We start from the raw sequence: 21781 nt of genomic DNA on the forward strand, positions 1-21781 counted from the left end.
TTTTGTGCGTTAAAGCATCATGCTTTTTTAGTGTTTAAAATTTAGTGTTTAAAACAAGCTAAGACAACATCACTGCCCAATCACATCACGTTCTTGCAACACCCCAATGCCACACTAACACACATAACCTTTGTTTTAGTGGGTTAAACTTAATACTTTTTTTGACAATGCAGTTTATTGGCAAACATAATAAATATTTGATGACCAAAACCACCAAGCTAAGTAATGAGCTTAAGTAAGCTGTCATAAAAGCCGTGCTGGATAAATGACACAAGACATGTCCTGTCATTTTCTGTCATTGAGACACATCAATGGCCAACCGTCCCAGACTGCTTTTGACTGACTGATACGTCATGTTGGTACGTTTGATGCCTAATTGACATGTTGAGCACTTAATATTGAGTACTTGATATGTTGATACTTAATACATTGACACATGAATACATTGAGACATTTTTAATCGATTTTTATTGATAAGATAATCAAGTAACAAGCTAAGCCAAACCATCATAAGCCAACATAAGATTGTCTGCCCATTTATTATTGCTAACTGCGTTGTCCAGAACCATTTGGACACCATTATGAAACGCATTCTTATCAACGCCACTCATGCCGAAGAAATTCGTGTCGCCTTATGTAAAGGCAATCATCTGTACGATTTTGATTTGGAAAATCGCACTCGTGAACAAAAAAAAGCCAACATCTACAAAGGTCATGTGACCCGTGTCGAGCCATCGCTTGAAGCGGTATTTGTTGAATACGGCTCAGAGCGACAAGGTTTTTTACCCATTCGAGAAATCGCTCAGCAATACCTAAAAGGCAACCCAAGAGACGAAAACATCAAAAGCCTCATCAAAGAAGGCGACACGCTCATTGTGCAAGTTGAAAAAGAAGAACGTGGCAATAAAGGTGCTGCTTTATCCACTTATGTGTCTTTGGCAGGGCGTTATTTGGTACTGATGCCCAACAATCCTCGTGGTGGTGGTATTTCTCGACAAATATCTGGTAAAATCCGTGATGACATGAAGCGGTTGTTATCCAACCTTGAAATGCCAAAAGGCATGAGCGTCATTATCCGCACCGCTGGCATTGGCAAATCCTTAGAAGATTTGCAACACGACCTTAACCACCTACTGAGCATTTGGCAATCCATTCAAGAGCAAAACGACCGCTATGCCTCACCCCGTCTTGTCCACCAAGAAGCAGGCGTGGTGACTCGTGCGGTGCGTGACTATTTACGAGATGACATCGGTGAGATATGGATAGACAGCGAAAATGCCTACCATGAAGCTGCCAATTTTATCACCGCTGTCATGCCCACCCAAAGCGATAAATTGCGTAAGTATACCGATTATGAACCCATGTTCGCTCGTTTTGGCATCGAAAAACAAATCGAAACCGCCTATCAACGAGAAGTGCGTTTGCCATCTGGTGGCTCAATCGTCATTGACCAAACCGAAGCGATGGTATCCATTGACATCAATTCTGCCAAATCTACCAAAGGGTCTGATGTTGCTGAAACCGCCTACCACACTAACCTAGAAGCGGCTGATGAGATTGCTCGCCAACTGCGTTTGCGTGATATGGGTGGCTTGATTGTCATTGATTTTATTGATATGAATGAACGTGAACATCAAAAAGACGTGGAAAAACGCTTGGTTGAAGCCTGCCGTTATGACAGAGCCAGAGTGCAGTTTGGTGAAATTTCCAAATTTGGTTTGATGGAGATGAGTCGCCAGCGTTTACGCCCGTCTCTTGAAGAGTCAACAGGTTATATCTGCCCTCGTTGTCATGGCAACGGCATGATACGAGACCTACGCTCGTTATCACTGTCCATCATGCGTCAGATTGAGCAGACTGCCCTAAAAGAGCGTCAAGGTGAAGTACAAGCCGAAGTCCCCACTGACATTGCGGCATTTTTGCTCAATGAAAAACGTGAAAGCTTGGTATATCTGGAGCAAGACAGTGGCACACGCATCACCATTTTGCCACACGCTCACATGGAATCGCCCAACTACACAATTCACTTCAATCGCGATGGTTTTGCCCCCTCAAGCTATGAGCGGGTCACTGACAGCCAACAACAAGAAAGCCATGACCGTGGCTATGAAATCAACTGGCAAACCGCCGAAAGCGAACGCCCAGAACAACAGCCGACTCGCAAACCAAGACAATCATCATCACAAACAACTGTCATGGATGACGATACCAAAAGCAACACCAAAAATGACAATCACAGTGGCAACGATAAAGACACCCACACTGCCCCACAAAACGGCCAGCAAACATCTGCCACAACGCCACAAGCCCAATCTCAACCACAGCCACAAGCCATCGCATGGCTCACAAACCTGTTTGCACCCACACCCCAAGCGGTTACCTCAGACAGTCTCAATAACCAAACCGCCACCCAAGCCATTGAAAGCTTGGTCAATTCAGGAGCAACCAGCTTAGGAGCAATGGGGCAAATCAACCCAACTGCCTTTGCCCAAATAAACAGCACAGCACCCACCAATAAACAATCTGAGCAACACGACAAGCAAGACAGTCAAGATGAGCAAGACCCTCAAGACAAAAAGCAACGCAAACCTCGTAAAAACAAAAATCAACACAAACAACACAACAGAAAAAAAGACCGTCGTCAAGATGATGAGCATGATAATGGTCATCACTCAAACAACACAGATGACAAACACGCTGGTAAACAACAGCATCAAGACGACCAAAACAACAAGCCCAAACGTGAACCAAACAGCCAACGTGACTCTCGTGGTAACTTTGTCCGCCATGACACACTCATCGCTGACGTTACTGTCAAAGATGACAACCAATCATCACGTCAAGAACAGCAGCAAGATAAGCAAGGCAAAGAAAAATCCACAAATAAGCCCAGTAACAACAAAACCGATACGGATAAGTCTTATCAACAAACAACAAAAGACACTCAAACAGCAACAATCGATAAATCACAACGTCATCAAAACCCTGATAACGTAGAAATCCGAATCAACCGAACTGATGCCAGTGGCAAAACCACAAAAGTGGTGCATCTGTCATTAGATGATGACACAACCGATGATTTGACCGCTGATATGACCACGGACAAGCACCATAATACAAATACTGTCAATAATGATGGTAATGATGATGATGGTGGCAAGAACAGCGAACACACTACCCATCATACGGACATCACGGATAAAACCAGCCACAATGACATAACTGATGACACTCATCACCCTGCCAGTATCAATTATGACTGGCATTCTTTATTTGCCAACCGCTATGTTACAGCAGAAAAATACGGAAACGCCAGCAATGACCCACGAGTTGTCATGGCAAGCAAACAAGCACAATCAAACGATGCCCAAAGCATGACAAGTTTGGCCAGTAAAAAATTCACCGCCAACACAAGCACCATCACAGGCAGTGTGGGGCAATTTATCCATCGTCATCTGCCAGATGCTCAAAATCGCATAAAGCAAGACGGTGTGATTGCTTGCTTTATCAAATCCATAGAACTGCACCACGCATTCATGCAAACAGCAAATAGCATGAACATGAATGATACTGACAACAGCACAAACATCACTGATGCCAATCATACAAATGACTTTGATTTTAGCAATTATGGCTACCAGCCATTGAGCGACAGCTATTTATCCAACTTTGCAGATGCCATCACCCCTGTTGCCAAACATCAATGTGTGCAAGGTAAGACCGAAGTTGCTCCCACCCCATTAAAGCCTCGTGCCAGCAATGACCCTCGTGGAACTCATCATAAACCAGCCATCAATCAAGATGATGATACCGACTTATCTCAACAGTCTGATACCGAAGCCAAGCAACAGCGCCATTTGCTTCATGACTCAGTACAAAAGCAAGCATCTGAGCCAAACCAAAGCATGGACACACTTGAAAAGTACAAAAACATGATAGAGAATGTGGCGGAGCAAATGCTACCAAAAGAAACAACTCGAATGATATTATCCAGCATTCCTGTTGGCACAAACATTCCAAAAAATCGCAAACGCAAAAAGCCTGCCACCCCTAAAGCCAATGGTGATACGGCAAATGCACCAAAAAATTTGGATAACTCAGCAGATGATACGGTGAAATAAAACCGCCATTTTTAAAATTAGGTAGAAATGAGCCTTAAACATCACCTCAAAAAATATCACCTCAAAAGTAAGATTTGATGTTTAACTTTTGAGGTGCGGTTCATTTCTATTATATGTTGGTTTTTCCATTATTAATATTTGATGATGATTAACATTTGATGATGTTTTTTTTATTTAACATTAATATGGGGCTTGGTATCATTATTGTCTATGTTTATCGTTGTGTCTTATTTTACTTATCGCCAAAAACAAGAATAAAGCTGTTAAGCAGAGTTGCTGCGCTTACTCGTTTAATTTCTTATTTGGCTATTACCAACATGCGACTTTATGCATAAAAACTATGATGTATAAAAAATAGGCGGTATGACACAATACAATATTAGGCACTGATTTAAAACTAAAAAGCATGCTTTTTACCAATCAGTGTCATCACTGCCACAATAATAAGACCAACCAACAACCCAATCATGCCATTTATCACATTGACGGTTAATCCAGAAAATATCCCTGTTAAGTCAGCGATATGCTCAACTTCATCATGCAAAAATTGGATACCATGCACCAAAATACCACCTCCCACCAAAAACATGGCAAATGTGCCAGCAATGGATAAACATTTCATCAGCTTAGGGGCAGATATTAACAGTAAATGGCCAATTTTTTGTTTGCTATCACTGTTTTGTTTAATCAAATACAAACCCAAATCATCTATTTTAACAATGCCTGCCACCAAGCCATAAATGCCAACGGTAATCAAAATGGCAATGGTTGATAACGCCACAGCTTTGGTCATAAATGGTGCTTGTGTCATTGTGCTTAATGCAATCACCACAATCTCAGCAGACAAAATAAAATCGGTGCGTATCGCCCCTTTGATTTTATCTTTTTCATAAATAACCAAATCCATCTGTTCATTCACATGTGCCAGTTTATGAACTTCAAACGTTTCATCATGTTCAGACAAATGTGGCCAAAACTTATGTAGCACCTTTTGAGCCCCTTCATAGGACAAAAACAATCCCCCACACATCAAAAGCCAAGTTACCAACGGTGGATAAATGGCACTTAAAAATAATGCCAATGGGACTAAAATCACCTTATTCACCAGTGAGCCTTTTGCCACTTCCCACACCACAGGCAATTCTCGACTGGGATTCACACCACTGACTTGCTCAGCGTTTAATGCCAAATCATCACCCAACACACCTGCTGTTTTTTTCATCGCCACTTTGGACATCACCGACACATCGTCCATGATTAAACTGATGTCATCTAATAATGCCAATAAACTTACCGAAGCCATCATCACCCTCAAAATCACTGATTAAAAACTTAAAAGCCAAAAATGGTTAAGAAATTTAGCATGACATGATGCTTAACATCACATTGCTCTTTTCTTACATCACATTTAACATCATATTATTGATAGCCAGTCTAGCCAATTTATTTGACAATGACAGCCCATATTTGATAAAAAATGTATCCAAATGCCATAAGCAAATTATAAATGCAAATTTTGCCTAATTTATGTTAAAATGAATTCTTTTTTCCATGTTTTTACGATTATCCGCAGTTTTTATTCATATTCGTATTTCATACTGCATTGTCTGCTGTGTATGGTCTACTCTATATGCTCTGCTCTGTACGATGACTTTTTAACCACAACCAATCAATCATAACCAAACCACTCAAACCAAATCACTGATGAATCATTTAGGATAGATGTTATGCGTCCATTTTCTAAAGCACCCTTTACCACCTTAAGTGTTGCCTTAAGCTTAGCCATGCTCTTAACAGCTTGTAGTGCCAATGCTGATTCAAATGACAAGCAAAGTAACAAAAACAACACCCAAACAGCTCAATCTGAGACAGTCAAGACCGCTTCAGCTCAACCCACCCAAACCATCATAGCCGACAGCCCAGAGGCACAACAAGTACTAGACAATGTGCGTAACAATCTAAAGAAATCTGGCATTGATATCAATATTCTATCAATCAAACCCACTGCTGTGGATAACATCTACTGGGTCAGCTCAAGTGATATGGCACCATTTTTTACTGACAAGCAAGGCAAGCACGTCATTCAAGGGCAGATTGTACAAGTGGGAGATGCCGAACCTGTGGACATTTCTGCCAAGCTAATGCAAGATTTTGCCAAAGACAAACTGGCAGCCGAACCCATCACGGACATGGTGGTTTATCCTGCCAAAACCGATACCAAAGCGGTAATCTATGCCTTTACTGATGCCACTTGTCCCTACTGCCAACGCTTACATCAAGACGTACCAACCTTAAACGAAGCAGGGGTTGAAGTGCGTTATTTGGCATGGCCAAGAAACCCACAAGCACTGACCATCATGCAATCTGTATGGTGTGCTCCTGATCGCAAATCTGCCTTTGAAAAAGCCAAAAATGGTGGTCAAAATCCTTTAGCAACCTGTGATTCAGCGGTCAACCGTCATACCGAACTGGGTTTTAGCTTGGGTGTGCAAGGCACGCCTGCGGTCTTTGATGAACAAGGCAGACAGCTTGGCGGTTATCTGCCTCCCAACCAGTTGCTTTCGGAATTGGGTCTGTAACAGATTGGGTCTGTGATTTTAACTTAACTTTCTTTGCTGATTTATTTGCTTAGTTGCTTAGCTGGTTATTTTTAGTTAGTGAGTTAAGTTTAAGTTTTTTGAGTTTAAATTGACGTTTAAGCTCTTAAACTTTTAAGCTGTTACATGAACACTTTAAACAATTTTTGCATTCAACAAAATACACGAGGACGTTGTGAATAACCCCATCAGATTGGCTGTTTTAGGACTTGGTACAGTTGGCACAGGTGTGGTTAACCTGTTAAAAGATAACCTGACAGAGCTAAAACGCAGAAGTGGCAAAGACATCATCATCACCCATGTTGGCACACGCCGACAACGTGATGACATAGACAGTCAAATTAAGCAAAATGCTGACTTAATGTCCATTGTTGCCAGCGATGATGTGGACATTGTCATTGAAGTCATTGGTGGCACAACAGTTGCCAAAGACGTGATAACCCATGCCATTCAACATGGTAAGCATGTGGTAACTGCCAATAAAGCATTGTTGGCAGAGCATGGCAATGACATTTTTGCCTTAGCAGAACAACATCATGTGCATGTGGCATTTGAAGCATCTGTGGCTGGGGGAATTCCGATTATTAAAGTCATGCGAGAATCCCTTGCTGCCAATAAAGTCGATTGGCTGGCTGGCATCATCAATGGGACAGGCAATTTTATTTTAAGTGAAATGCGTGATAAGGCAAGACCCTTTGCTGATGTGCTGAGCGAAGCACAGCAGTTAGGCTATGCCGAAGCTGACCCCACCTTTGATGTGGAAGGCACAGACGCCGCTCATAAGTTGGCATTATTGGCATCGATTGCATTTGGTATGCCACTGGCTTTTGAACATGTGTATTGCGAAGGCATCACCAAAATCACCAACCAAGACGTGATGTATGCCCAAGAGCTTGGCTATCGCATCAAACATTTGGGCTTTGCCAAACGTCGCACACTCAATGATGGCAACACAGGTATTGAATTACGAGTTCACCCCACTTTAATCCCAGAAGACACCTTGCTTGCTAATGTCAATGGCGTTAAAAATGCCGTGCTTATCGATGCTCACCCATTAGGACAAACCTTGTATTATGGCGATGGTGCAGGAGCAGGAGCAACCGCATCAGCAGTCATGGCAGATGTCATGGATTTGGTGCGTGTGTTGAGTGTGGCAGATGGTGGGCATCATGTGCCACATTTATCCTACCACCCCGACCACTTAAACACACCCACATTATTACCTGCCGAACAAATGCTCACAAGCTACTATTTACGCTTAACCACCCTAGACCACCCAGGGGTATTGGCAACCATCACACAGATTTTAAGCGATGCAGACATCAATATTGATGCCATCTTACAACAGCCAGACCATGACCATAGTCATGATACATTGTTGCCAAATCAGCAACGTGAGCCGTCTGCCAATCATACCCCAAACATCGTACCTGTGGTGATTTTAACCCAACCCATCACCGAAAAAAACATGAATGATGCCATCACTAAAATGGAAGCACTGGACATCATCAAAGATAAAATCGTACGTATTCGCCTAGAAGAGCTGGATTAAACAACTGGATAAAGCAAAAAATCGTGATAAGAGTCTGCTTATGCCAAGCAGGCTTTTTTATCGGCCATTTTTTATCCTCCGTTGCCGTAAAACCACCGCCTTCAGGCGGTCGATATAAGGCAATTGTTAGATGCAATAAGTTTTGCTATACTCATCTCACTATATTCAATGTCTTACATTCCAAAGTTAAGTTAAGACTAAATTGCGAGTGCGCAGTAACTTAACTGGTAAGACGTTTCCAAACACACACTTAAGCTAATTCGTGTCTATGACAATCCTAACGGTAGGATTAGCTTAAAATAAGAACCTAAGATGTACGGGCGGTTGCCACTATCTTAGGCTTGCGGTGGGGCTTCACCGTCTTGCAGAAGGAATCCCCGAACGATAGGGAGGGGAGGAAGTCAAATGACACACTGTTTAATAAAGGAATGAATCATGTCAAACAATGCCACAGACCCAATTGTCATCGTAGGTGGTGCGCGCACTCCCATGGGTGGATTTCAAGGGGACTTATCACCACTGACCGCACCAGAACTTGGTGCTGCTGCCATTAAAGCTGCCGTTGAACGTGCTGGCATACAACCTGCCGATGTTGATGAAGTCATCATGGGCTGTATCTTAAGTGCTGGTGTTGGTCAAGGCCCTGCCAGACAAGCCATGCGTAAGGCAGGATTGCCTGATGACACCGCCGCCGTTACCATCAATAAACTGTGTGGCTCAGGTCTTAAAGCAGTCATGCAAGCTGCCGACAGCATCACCGCAGGCAGTGCCAACATCATCGTTGCTGGTGGCATGGAGTCGATGACCAACGCCCCTTATCTGATGCCAAAATCTCGAGCTGGCTATCGCATGGGGCATCAAGAAGTCAAAGACCACATGTTCTTTGATGGCTTAGAAGATGCAGAAACAAATAAACTCATGGGACAATTCGCTCAAGAAATGGCAGACAAACGAGGCTACACTCGTGAGCAAATGGATAACTTTGCCATCGAGTCATTAAACCGTGCCAACAACGCCATTGCTAAAGGGCATTTTAAAGACGAAATCGTTCCTGTTACCGCCAGCACTCGCAAAGGCGACATCACCATCGACACCGACGAACAACCCGGTAATGCCAAAATCGATAAAATACCCAACTTACGCCCAGCATTTGCCAAAGATGGCACCATCACCGCCGCCAATTCAAGCTCCATTTCAGATGGTGGTGCTGCCGTCGTACTGATGAAACAAAGCCTTGCCAAAGAAAAAGGCTTAAACCCACTGGCTCACATCGTTGCTCACACCACCAGCTCACGCCACCCCAGTGAGTTTACCATTGCCCCTGTTGGTGCCATTGACAAATTACTAAAAAAGACAGGCTGGCAAGCTGATGATGTCGATTTATGGGAGATTAACGAAGCCTTTACCATGGTAACCATGGCAGCAATGGACGAGTTTAACCTTGACCATGACAAAGTCAACATCGAAGGCGGCGCTTGTGCGTTAGGTCACCCCATCGGCTGTTCTGGAACTCGTATTTTATGGACACTCATCAACTCACTCAAACGCACAGGTGGCAAAAAAGGCGTGGCAACCTTGTGCATTGGAGGTGGTGAAGCGGTGGCGGTTGCCATTGAGATGCTCTAAACCTTAGTATGAACACCTTACCACATGCTACGGTTAACCTGCGATTAATGTGGCATGGTTAACTTAGCATATCTTAGTGTGTGGTTTTTTAGTACATGCTTAACAAAAAAGACCCCAAAACAGGGGTCTTTTTTTACTGGCATCAGTTTGGTTACATTGGATAACATACCTTTACTCAAAGATACCCTTTATTCACCAGTTTATACACTTTGCTACTTTTTGCCTATAGTTCAATCAACCTTGCATTGATAAGATGAACATCATTCAAATAAACAATGAGCATTATTAAGACAGTCATCAAGTTAATCAAAATGTCCGATTTTCATTGATGGTTTTTTTATTGATGGTTGATGGATTTTCGATAATCAGATGATTGATTATCATCAATGAATTTTTATCCATCATTTTGTACAAAGGATTGGTTAATATGCTGGATAATAACAGTGTATTCAGCCACTCACAACCCCTTCCCTTTCTGTTCTATGTTAATTTTAGAAAGGTCATACCAACGATAATTTAAGGAAATATTTATGAGTCAGTTAATTCGCTTAAAAGACATTCAAGCCACTCACGCCGATTTATTGGGTGATGATTACTACAACCCAACTGGCAAAACTGCCTATGCCCGTAATGAAGATAAAGTGGGTAAAATTGATGGTGCGTTGGTAGAAGACACCACTGGCAAAATCCGTTACTTAATCACTGATGTTGGTGGTTGGTTTAGTGAAAAATTGGTATTGGTGCCAGCTGGGTTGGCTCGTATTGTTGGTGATGATGTGTTCTTTGACTCACTAACCAAAGCTCAAGTTGAGTCCATGGAAGCTTATGATGAAGATTATCAGTATTCTTATGATGAGCAATACCAAAAAGATCGCCAAGCTTTTGTGGCTGATACATTATCCGATGAAGAGCGTGTTGACCTTAAAGAAGAACATTACAACGCCCCTAACACCCTTGAGTTATTAGAAGAGCGTTTGACTGTCAATAAAGACCGCATCGTTTCTGGATTGGTTAAGATTGGCAAGCATGTCGTCTCTGAAGACCGCAAAGTTGAAGTTGAATTAGAAGAAGAGCGTGCCCATATCCAACGTAACGAAGTGAACCGACCAACTGACCGTACCATCGGTGAGGGAACTGAATCTGTTGAAGTTCAGCTTGAAGCAGAGCGTGCCAATGTGTCCAAACAAACCTATGTGACCGAAGAAGTCAGCCTTGGTAAAACCACAGAACGTCATGTTGAAACCATCATTGAGACCATTCGCCGTGAAGAATTAGATGTTGATAATGATGGTAACATCGTCGATAAAACTGGCAACATCGTTACTCGTGATGACATCACCGCTGATGATGTTCGCAAATATCGTAACAAATAATCCCAAACGATGGTCTGATTCCAGCAATCATGCCATAACCATACCAAAACAACAACTGCCTGGCTTGGTGGTTGTTGTTTAAGTGGTTCTTATAAGTCAGAAGCAGATGCTTTCTGGCTTTTTTTATCATATCAGTCATCAATCATATCGTTGACAACCTAATCATGAATGACTTAATCATTGATGATTTATCAGCAGACAACAGGCAAAAAGGACACAATCATGCCAAATCAAACCAATCAAAATGGCCAAACCCAATCACATGACCAGCCAAATAGCCAGCTAAATAACCAATCCAATAACATGGTGGATAATCAATCAAAACAAACAGATGAAACATCGGCTAAACACACATTAGAGTTATTAGAAGAGCGGGCAATTGTCAATAAAGAACGGGTCATCACAGGTAAGGTTCGTATCAGTAAACGCACAGAAAATAAGGTTGTGCATGTGCCAGTTGAGTTGACTGAAGAAACGCTAATCATTGAGATAGATAGCCGTGGACATCAGGCATTGTTTGATGGCAATGCAGATGATGTGTTTGTCGAAAACAAAACCCAAGCCAACCCCATTCAGATACTTATCAATGGAGAGATGCGTGTCTTAGGGAACGAGCCTATCGAGTTAAAGGTCGCTAAAGATGTTGCCACCATCAGCACACAGACTTATGTTGCTGAAGCCATTAACATTGATACCATCAGCCATCACCATATCGAAGAAGTGGCTTATCAGTTGCGTCATGAAGTGTTGGACATTGATGAGAAACGGTTTGATACAGATGACAATGGTTAAAAAAAGCAATCAATAAAAAAAGCAATGGATAACAGACAGGTAATGACGCTTAAGCTTAAAACCATTGACTTAAAGCCATTGACCAAGCAAAATCCCCAACAGTGCCAGGGATTTTGTTTGTGTTCGATTGTTTTTGTTATAATCAGTTCTATTAAAGTTTGCCGTGGCATTGCTTGTATTTTAGTCCAGAACCACAAGGACAAGAGGCATTACGACTGAGGTTGAGATGAGCATAAGGATTGGCACTGTGGTTATTATCCATGCTGTCAGTACCCTGCCGTTGGGTATTGGTGGCTGTTTGGGTGGCTTGTCCTTGTTGCATCATGGCAGTGGCGGCTGAGCTGATGCCTTTTTGAAAGGTCATGCTCATATTGGTGCGTGGACGTGATTGGTGATTGATGGGCTGAGTGTCTGCTTCACCACCCATCAAGCTGCCTGCCTGCTGATGTTCAAACTGCATCTGCATTCGTTCGGCTGCCAAACGACGCTCTTCTTGTAAGGCTTTAATCTCTTCTGGGGTAGGCACATGCACACGGGATAAGTCTTGCACTGTGTCTGAGCGGATAGCCCCTAACATGGACTGGAATAAATCAAATGATTCTCGTTTATATTCTTGTTCAGGGTTTTTTTGGGCATAGCCACGCAAGTGAATGCCTTTGCGTAATTGATCCATTTGGGTAAGATGTTCTTTCCAGTGGCGGTCAAGACTTTGAAGCATCAGATGTCGCTCTAGGCGACTGGCATTTTCTTCACCCATTTGTTCACGGCGTTGATTAAATCTGAGCAAAGCAGTATCAATGATTTTATTTCTTAACGCTTCTTCGTCCAAACGTCTATCAGCATCTAACCAGTCATTGATGGGCATGTAGGCTTTAAATTCATCTTCCAGTTCATCTTCCAGTCCATCAATATTCCATTGGTCTTCAATAGAGCCTGGTGGGATAAATTGGTCGATTAATGCGTGATAGACACTGTGGTGCATGTCGATGATGGCATCTTTAAGTTCAGATTCTGCCAACAGCTCATCTCGCTGTTTGTAGATGACTTTACGCTGTTCGTTGGCGATGTCGTCATATTTCAGCAAGTTTTTGCGGGCATCAAAATCTCGTGCTTCAACTTTGCCTTGAGCATTTTCGATGGAACGAGACACCATTTTATGCTCAATGGCCTCATCTTCTTTGAGTCCAAGCGACCGCATCATGTTCACCACACGTTCACCTGCAAATATTCGCATCAAGTCATCTTCCAATGATAAGAAAAATCGTGACATGCCGGGGTCACCTTGTCGCCCTGCTCGCCCACGGAGTTGGTTGTCAATACGGCGTGACTCGTGACGTTCTGAACCGATGATGTGTAGACCACCTGCCTCTACCACTTGTTGATGCTTGATTTGCCATGATTGCTTCAATTGTTCTTTATCAGCAACGCTAAGCTCATCTGGGTTTTCAATTTGGGCCAACCAGTTACCACCCAAAATGATGTCTGTGCCACGCCCTGCCATGTTGGTGGCGATGGTAACCGCTTTTGGGCTGCCAGCTTGGGCGATGATTTCCGCTTCACGTTCGTGCTGTTTGGCGTTTAATACGTTGTGTTTGATGCCCGCTTGATCCAGTAGGTAAGACAGCTCTTCGCTGGCTTCAATGGTGGCAGTACCGACAAGAACGGGGGCGCCTTTTTGTTGGATTTGCTGAATTTCTCGGATAATGCCTTGGTATTTACCCAATTTGGTTAAAAAAATCTGGTCGTCCATGTCAATGCGAGCAATGGGTCGATGGGTGGGGATAATCACCACGTCCAAATCATAAGTGGATTTAAATTCTGCCGCTTCGGTGTCAGCAGTGCCTGTCATGCCAGAGAGTTTGTCATATAAGCGAAAGTAGTTTTGAAAGGTGGTGGTTGCCATGGTTTGGTTTTCGGGTTGAATGTCTACCCCTTCTTTGGCTTCCATCGCCTGATGTAAGCCTTCTGACCAGCGTCTGCCCGGCATGGTTCGCCCTGTGTTTTCGTCAACAATCACCACCTCACCTTCGTGAACAATGTAGTTGATGTTTTTGATGAATAAATGATGGGCTCGAATGGCTGCCTGCACATGAGCCAGTAAAGGCAAGCGACTTGGATTGTAAAGACTTTCATTATCGGCAAGTAGGCCTTTTTCTGTCAAAAAATCTTCGATTTTTTCATAGCCTTTTTCACTGATTTCTATGGTGCGGTTTTTTTCATCAACCCAAAAGTCTTCATCTTCGTTATGTTTGTTGGCTTCTTCATCTTTGGAGCGTTTAAGACGGGGAATAATGTCGTTGATGAGTTGGTACATGTGGGCAGAATCTTCAGCCTGCCCTGAGATGATAAGTGGGGTACGAGCTTCGTCAATTAAGATGGAATCAATTTCATCAATGATGCAATAATTAAGTGGTCGTTGTTTTTTTTCATCAAGGCTAAAAACCATGTTATCACGCAGATAGTCAAATCCGTATTCGTTATTTGTACCATAAGTGATGTCGGCTTGATAAGCATCAACTTTTTCTTGTGGGGGCTGTTGTGAATAAATCACGCCAATGCTCAGACCCAAAAAATTAAATAAAGGCTGGTTAAGTTCGGCATCACGTTTGGCAAGATAGTCATTAACCGTTACCACATGCACGCCTTTACCGCTGATGGCGTTGAGATAAATCGCTAAAGTTGCCATCAGTGTTTTGCCTTCACCTGTTTTCATTTCAGCAATTTTGCCTTCGTGTAAGGTGATGCCACCAATCAACTGTACGTCATAATGACGCATTCCTGTGATGCGAATGGACGCTTCTCGGCACACCGCAAAGGCTTCTGCTAACAGACCATCTAAACTTTCTCCATTGTCATATCGTTGTTTAAATTCAGCAGTTTTGGCAGTTAGCTCAGCATCGCTTAAGGCTTGAATGGTTGGCTCTAAGGCATTGATTTTTTCTACACTGCGACGCATGCGTTTGAGTTCACGGTCGTTTTTTGTGCCGATGACCTTGCTGACGACTTTTTGTAACATAACTTTTACCTGGATTAATCAATGCGATGGACCATGACAGAGAGTGTCTGTTGTCATTGTCCCATCTTTTTAATGTCTGCTTGATATGGATAATAAAAAAATGGGTTATCACACATGGGGGCGTGTGATAAATTTGCCTATTATATATGGTAACGGTTCAGATAGATACAAGGTTAAACAGGTAAACATGTTACACTATCGCTGATTTTTTTATTTTATGATTTGAACGTTATGCCAAACAACACTTCCGCTCACGATACTCCCATTAATGACACTCCCATTAATGACACTCCCATTAACCCTGCTGACATTCACAAGACCGATGATGGCAGTCATAAGATTTTATATATTCATGGTAAGCCCTATGATTTAAGTCAGCACACACCCATGATGCAACAGTATCTGACCTTAAAAGCAGATTACCCCAATGCGTTGCTGTTGTATCGCATGGGCGATTTTTATGAATTATTTTTTGATGATGCTAAGCGAGCTGCTCAGATTTTGGACATTACCTTAACCAAACGTGGATATGATAAAGCAGGCAATGTGATAGCCATGGCAGGCGTACCATTTCATGCAGCAGATAGCCATATGGCAAGACTGATTGCTGCAGGGCAAACGGTGGTGGTGTGTGAGCAAGTTGAAGACACCCCAAAAAATCTTATTTTAGATGATAAAACAAAAGACAAAACCAAAGCTGACAAAGCCAACCATGGCATCATGAAACGTGAAGTGGTCAAAACGCTGACAGCAGGCACACTCACTGATGATGCACTTATCGGACAAGAACAAACCCCAAGCGTCATGTCAGTTTCTGCTAAATTTGATAAGAAGTTTCATAAGAAGTATGATAAGCGTCATCATCAAAAAAACACTGTGTATGACATCGGTGTGGCAAGATTGGACTTAAGTGCAGGACAAATCGTGTGCCAAAGTCTTAGCAGTCATAGCCTAAACGAGTTATTGGCACAGCTTGCTGATGTCATTGGGCGGTATGACCCAAGCGAGTGTATCATCAGTGAGCGTTTGGCTCAGCATGGCGTTTTTGATGTCATGGCTGATGAACCTGATGATAAGTCAAATCAGTCAGCTGATGCACAGCGACCCAACAAATCAGCCAACAACATCACAACTGGTGCAAATCATTTGGCAGATTGGCTAAAGCAACATTTAAGCTGTCCTGTCATTGAAGTTGCCCATAATGATTTTAGCTTAGAACATGCGGCCGCCACTGTGCGTCAGCAGTTTAGGGTGGCTCACTTGCAAGGGTTGGGTTTAGATGCTTCTGATGGCTCAATATCCCAAGCGGTTACCCAAGCCAGTATTGCAAGCTTGATACACTACGCCAGACAAACCCAACGCCAAGCCATCGCTCATCTTAATCAACTACACGTTGAAAGCCATGCTGATTATTTGGTCATTGACGACATCAGCCAACGCAATCTTGAGCTATTTACCCCTGTTAATCCTGCTGGTACGTCCTTATTTAAAGTCATCAATCATTGCCAAACCCCAATGGGTAAGCGTCTGTTACGCAATCAACTCAAACGCCCATTGACCAATCGAAATCACATTGCCCTGCGTGCTGATGCGGTCAGCCATTTGCTTAATGCCCCAGCAAATGAATCGTCAAATAGGACATTGACTGATGACATAACAGACAAATTAGCCCTAATTGGCGATGTGGAACGCATCAGCAGTCGCATTGCCTTAGGGTCTGCCAAACCCACAGATTTGATTAAGCTAAAAGATGCCATCACTCACGCCAGCGATTTGCATCAGCGGTTGACCACAACATTTATCAATCAGCAAACAGGGCTGTTGGCGTTATTGGTAGAGCAACTTCCCCCAGCCCAGCCCAAATTACAACACATTGCCAGCCTGCTTAGCCATGCCATCACAGACTTACCCCCTACCCACATACGAGATGGTGGCGTGATAAAGACAGGTTTTGATGAGCATTTAGACCGCCTAAGACATTTGCATGAGCATATTGATGATACTTTGGCACAACTGACCGTTAAGCTTGCCAAACAGCACAATCTACCCAACCTAAAAACTGGCCATAATAAAGTCACTGGCTTTTATTTTGAATTGCCCAAGGCTCAAGCCAAACAAGCACCAACCATGTTTGTTTCTCGCCAAACGCTAAAAAATAATGAACGATTTGTTACCGATGAGTTAAAACGCCTTGAAACTGACTATCTGTCCGCCCAAAGTCAAGCGTTGGCATACGAAAAGCAACTTTACCAAACCCTACTAACCAACTTGCTTGACGACATTACCCACTTGCAGACTCTGGCTCAAGCCCTTGCTCAGGTTGATGTCATCAATAATTGGGCATCGCTTGCCAAACAATACCATTGGCAACGCCCAACTTTTAGTGATGATACTGGCATTTTGGACATTCAAGCAGGTCGCCATGTGGTTTTAGAAAGCCAAATTACCCACACCCCCCTAGCCACCACTGGCAAACACATGCCCCATCACCCATCAACTTACTCCAGCTTATCTGCTCAGCGGTTTATGGCGAATGACTGCCAGCTTGGCACGCCTAGCCACCCCGAGACATTATTGCTCATCACAGGGCCTAACATGGGTGGTAAATCCACTTATATGCGACAAATTGCACTTATTGTGCTGTTGGCATGTTGTGGCAGTTATGTGCCAGCACAACAGGCAGTGATTGGTAACATTGACCGCATTTTTACCCGTATTGGTTCAGCAGATGACTTGGCAGGGGGCAAATCCACCTTTATGGTGGAGATGATAGAGACGGCAAATATCCTAAATCGAGCAACCAGACGTTCATTGGTACTCATGGACGAAGTGGGACGTGGCACCAGCACCACTGATGGATTGGCAATTGCCCATTCGTGTGCCAAGGCACTGGCAGACTTGGGCTGTTTGACATTATTTGCCACCCATTATTTTGAGCTGACTGTTTTAGCAGACTCCCTACCCACCGCTCGCAATGTGCATGTGTCCGCCACGGAGATTGATGGACAACTGCTGCTGTTGCACCAAATCAAAGTAGGCAGTGCCAACTCAAGTTTTGGGTTGCATGTGGCAAAAATGGCAGGTATCCCAGCGTTTGTATTAGACAACGCCAAGGCCTATCTTAAGAAAAACGACACAAGACAAACAGGACAAAAAACAAATGATGACAATCAAACAATAGACAACCAAACAACAGACAACCAAACAATAGACAACCAAACAGCCAAACAAGCATGGTCTGAATTATGCCAACAAATAACGTCCGTTAATCTGGATAACATGACTGCCAAACAAGCGTTGGATTATTTGTATCAATTACAAAAACAGCTGAACACAGATGACCCGCTTTAATTTTAAACATTTGTTGTGATTTGAGAAATGCCAATAAAAGGCGTAAAATAGGGTTTTCATCATTTTCGTTTTAACTACGTTTTAGTTTTGACCACTTTGGTTTTTATTACGTTGAATACGGCCATTGAAACAGGTAGCCTGCCATGACCTTTGTTGTTACTGATAACTGCGTCCGTTGCAAATACACTGATTGCGTTGAAGTCTGTCCCGTTGATTGCTTTTATGAAGGACCAAACTTTTTGGTCATTCATCCAGATGAATGTATTGATTGTGCCTTGTGTGAACCTGAATGCCCTGCTAATGCCATTTTTTCTGAAGATGAAGTGCCTAAAGGACAAGAAAATTATATCAAAATCAATGAAGAGCTTGCTGATATTTGGCCAAACATCACCGAGAAAAAAGATGCCCTTCCAGAAGCAGAAAAATGGGACGGTGTGGCAGACAAGTTGCAATATCTTGAGCGTTGAATTTTGAACGTTGATGATTCAACGATTGATTCAGTTGCCCTATCCAACACACACGATGCCCGCTTATGCGGGTATTGTTATGAAAACCACATCTACCAATAGCCACACCCACTAATAACTACACCCACTAACCAATAACTACACCCACTAATAATCATACCCATTAATAATCACATAAGAATCCTTGCCCATGCCCGTTAATTTCCCTACCCTTATCCATGATGATGACTCAGTTCATCACGATGACGCCTCTTTTGTCCAATCAGAGCATCTGTCGCTGACAGTTACTTGTGCTGAAGGGTTGGAGATGCCATTACAAATAGAGCTTGCCAGCCTTGGCATTGACAGTCATGTCGCAAGCATCGGACGCTTAAATGTTACCGCCACACTTGAACAAATGTACCGCATTTGCTTGTGGTCAAGAGTGGCATCACGAGTGCTGATGCCACTTGGCAAGCACGACCTAAACAGCCATGATGACATTGCTGAGCAGTTATATGGATTTGCCAAAACCATCAAATGGACATCGCTGTTTGGCATTCAAAACAGCTTTGCCATTCGAATAAGCGTAGACAAGCGGACACCAGTCAATCAACAATTTGCCATGTTGCGTATCAAAGATGCCATCGCCGATACCTTTAATAATGCCTTGGGTGAACGCCCCAATGTGGACAGCAAACAGCCTGATTTTGCTTTTGTGGCAACGGTTAATGATAAGCAAGCCTTGTTGTATTTGGATTTATCCGGCACCAGTCTGCACCGTCGCAGTTATCGGATTGCCATGACTGATGCCCCCTTAAAAGAAAATTTAGCAGCAGGGCTACTTTATACAGTGGGCTGGCATACTGACGTAATCGACCATCACAACACAATGACAACCCAAGAATCCCAAAATACCCAGACACAAGATACCCAAACACAAAATACCCATATCCAAGCCAAAACAACCACCAAAACAACCAATAGCCATCTAAACCCACCCACATTCACCGCCTTGATTGACCCCATGTGTGGCTCAGGCACATTCATCATCGAAGCCTTATTGATGCGATGTCATTATGCTGTGGGGTTGGACAAAGCAGAAGCGCACTTTGGCTTTTATGCCTGTGATTTTCATGACAGCATACTTTGGCAACGCATGGTCAGTGAAGCCCAGCAACGCTTTCATCAACGTGTGCAAGCTTTTGCTCAAGGTGAGCTGCCGTTACCGAATATTTATGGCTTCGATGTCAATGCCCAAGCCATCAAAGCCACTCACCGCAATCTGATTGGTGCAGGTTTGGGTGATTTGGTTGGTCTTATCACCTTACAACAACGTCCATTGTCTCAGCTAAATCATGCGTTAACTGATGCCATTGGCTCAGGTAAACTCAATCACGCCCTTATCATCACCAACCCTCCATATGGTGAACGCTTAGGTGGCGATGAGCGTATCGATGTCATTAAGCCTTTGTATCAAGGATTGGGACTGCGTTTGCATGACTTGTTTGGCGGTCATTTTTTAACCAACTTATCCACATCAACCAATTTATCCATGCCAACGCTTGCGGTGTTGGCATCACAGATTGAGCAAGCCGATGTGCTTCCCATTCATGCTCCCCAAACGTTACGCTGTCATAATGGGGCATTGACCGTGTATTTCCGTTATGGCACATTGAGCTGTCCTAGCCCCTTAAAAACTAGCCCCTTAAAAAACAACCCATCACTTTGTCAAACTGGCTTGAATGTGGACAGTCATTTTGCTCAATCACTCATCGGACAATACCAAAAACAACCCGTCAAGCTTGCTGATGCTCAAGACTTTATCAATCGCTTACAAAAAAACTTAAGCAAACGACAAAAGCTTGCAAGCAAACAGGGGATTACCAATTTACGCATCTATGATGCTGATTTGCCCGATTTTAAGGTAGCGGTGGATTTGTATGGCAATCATGCCCATGTGCAAGAATATGCCGCTCCCAAATCCATTCCTGCTGACACCGCCAAAAAACGCTTTCATTTGGCACTGCAAGGCATTCGTGATGTGCTACAAATCGATCGTGAACACGTATTTATCAAAACTCGAACCCGTCAGTCAGGCAATGAGCAATACAGCAAGCAAAGCAACAAAAAAAGCAAATTTTATGTCATTAAAGAAGCCGATGCTTATCTGTACGCCAATTTTACTGATTATCTGGACACAGGATTGTTCATCGACCATCGCAACATGCGACAGCTCGTTAAGCAAGCAAGCCATGGCAAGCATTTGCTCAATTTATTTGCCTATACTTGTACTGCCAGTGTTCATGCAGCATTGGCAAATGCCAAATCGGTAACCAGTGTGGATTTATCTGCCAACTATCTGGATTGGGGCAAGCAAAATTTTGCCTTAAACGGTCTGGATTTATCAGACGACAAGTATCAGTTTATAACAGCAGATGTGTTTGAATGGATAAAAGGACACACCAGCCAGTACGATGTCATCTTTATTGACCCACCCACGTTCTCAAATTCTAAAAAATTCCAAGGCACATTTGATGTGCAACGTGATCATGTCGCCTTAATTAACCGTGCCATGAACCGCCTAAACAATGACGGTGTGTTGTATTTTTCCAATAACTTCAGTAAGTTTGAGCTTGATGACAGCTTGCGTCAACGTTATCACGTCAATGACATTACCCATCAGACCATCGGATTTGATTTTGACAACAAAAAACCCATTCACCACAGTTATCAAATCACCCACAAAACCATTGCCAACCTAAAAAACAACAAACAAACAAAAACAGCCCAACCAGTAAACCCTAAACGACCAAAATCAAAAACCAACAAATCAAAAACCGACAAATCAAAAACCAACAAAGTTAAGCAAGTCGCAAAAATGGCAAAGGTCGAATAGGTACAACA

11 protein-coding genes are annotated in these 21781 nt (G+C 43.1%); 9 read left to right on the forward strand and 2 right to left on the reverse strand.

All coding sequences use genetic code 11. From position 1 onward, the window contains the following. Positions 1–581 precede the first annotated feature (581 nt). Complete coding sequence (locus B0682_RS04080) at positions 582–4121, forward strand: Rne/Rng family ribonuclease (RefSeq protein WP_078306786.1); 3540 nt, start codon at positions 582–584, stop codon at positions 4119–4121. A gap of 397 nt (positions 4122–4518) precedes the next feature. On the opposite strand, the gene B0682_RS04085 is transcribed toward B0682_RS04080, so the two are convergent. Next, the gene (locus B0682_RS04085; RefSeq protein WP_078307049.1) at positions 4519–5424 is read right to left on the reverse strand and encodes a DUF808 domain-containing protein; all 906 of its coding nucleotides are present in this window, start codon (positions 5422–5424) and stop codon (positions 4519–4521) included. Between the two features lie 424 nt (positions 5425–5848). On the opposite strand from B0682_RS04085, the gene B0682_RS04090 reads away from it, so the two are divergent. From B0682_RS04090 to B0682_RS04110, 5 genes are all read left to right on the forward strand, one after another. Next, positions 5849–6700: a DsbC family protein gene (locus B0682_RS04090; protein ID WP_078306787.1), complete on the forward strand. Its 852-nt coding sequence runs from the start codon at positions 5849–5851 to the stop codon at positions 6698–6700. Between the two features lie 193 nt (positions 6701–6893). Then, on the forward strand, positions 6894–8270 hold the full coding sequence (locus B0682_RS04095) for a homoserine dehydrogenase (RefSeq protein ID WP_078306788.1): 1377 nt from the start codon (positions 6894–6896) through the stop codon (positions 8268–8270). Between the two features lie 435 nt (positions 8271–8705). Further along, positions 8706–9896 (forward strand): acetyl-CoA C-acyltransferase, encoded by a 1191-nt coding sequence (locus tag B0682_RS04100; protein ID WP_078306789.1) that lies wholly within the window; start codon positions 8706–8708, stop codon positions 9894–9896. 530 nt (positions 9897–10426) lie between these two features. Continuing rightward, positions 10427–11269, forward strand: coding sequence for a DUF2382 domain-containing protein (locus B0682_RS04105; RefSeq protein WP_078306790.1), 843 nt, complete (start codon positions 10427–10429; stop codon positions 11267–11269). 222 nt (positions 11270–11491) lie between these two features. After that, positions 11492–12061 carry a YsnF/AvaK domain-containing protein gene (locus B0682_RS04110; protein WP_158077860.1) on the forward strand — a complete coding sequence of 190 codons (570 nt, stop codon included), beginning with the start codon at positions 11492–11494 and terminating at the stop codon, positions 12059–12061. A 151-nt stretch (positions 12062–12212) separates the two neighbouring features. Here the strand turns inward: B0682_RS04110 and secA are convergent, their stop codons facing one another. Next, positions 12213–15077: a preprotein translocase subunit SecA gene (gene secA, locus B0682_RS04115; RefSeq protein WP_078306792.1), complete on the reverse strand. Its 2865-nt coding sequence runs from the start codon at positions 15075–15077 to the stop codon at positions 12213–12215. Positions 15078–15308: 231 nt separating this feature from the next. Here secA and mutS point away from each other — a divergent pair, with 231 nt between their 5' ends. From mutS to rlmKL, 3 genes are all read left to right on the forward strand, one after another. Next, positions 15309–18428, forward strand: a complete 3120-nt coding sequence (gene mutS, locus B0682_RS04120) for a DNA mismatch repair protein MutS (protein WP_411350793.1) — start codon at positions 15309–15311, stop codon at positions 18426–18428. Between the two features lie 143 nt (positions 18429–18571). Continuing rightward, entirely contained in the window at positions 18572–18895 is a 324-nt protein-coding gene (gene fdxA / locus B0682_RS04125; protein ID WP_078306793.1) for a ferredoxin FdxA, read from the forward strand. 190 nt (positions 18896–19085) lie between these two features. Continuing rightward, positions 19086–21773, forward strand: a complete 2688-nt coding sequence (gene rlmKL / locus B0682_RS04130) for a bifunctional 23S rRNA (guanine(2069)-N(7))-methyltransferase RlmK/23S rRNA (guanine(2445)-N(2))-methyltransferase RlmL (RefSeq protein WP_078306794.1) — start codon at positions 19086–19088, stop codon at positions 21771–21773. Positions 21774–21781 lie beyond the last annotated feature (8 nt).

Source organism: Lwoffella lincolnii (assembly GCF_002014765.1).
GTDB classification, from domain to species: Bacteria; Pseudomonadota; Gammaproteobacteria; order Pseudomonadales; family Moraxellaceae; genus Psychrobacter; species Psychrobacter lincolnii.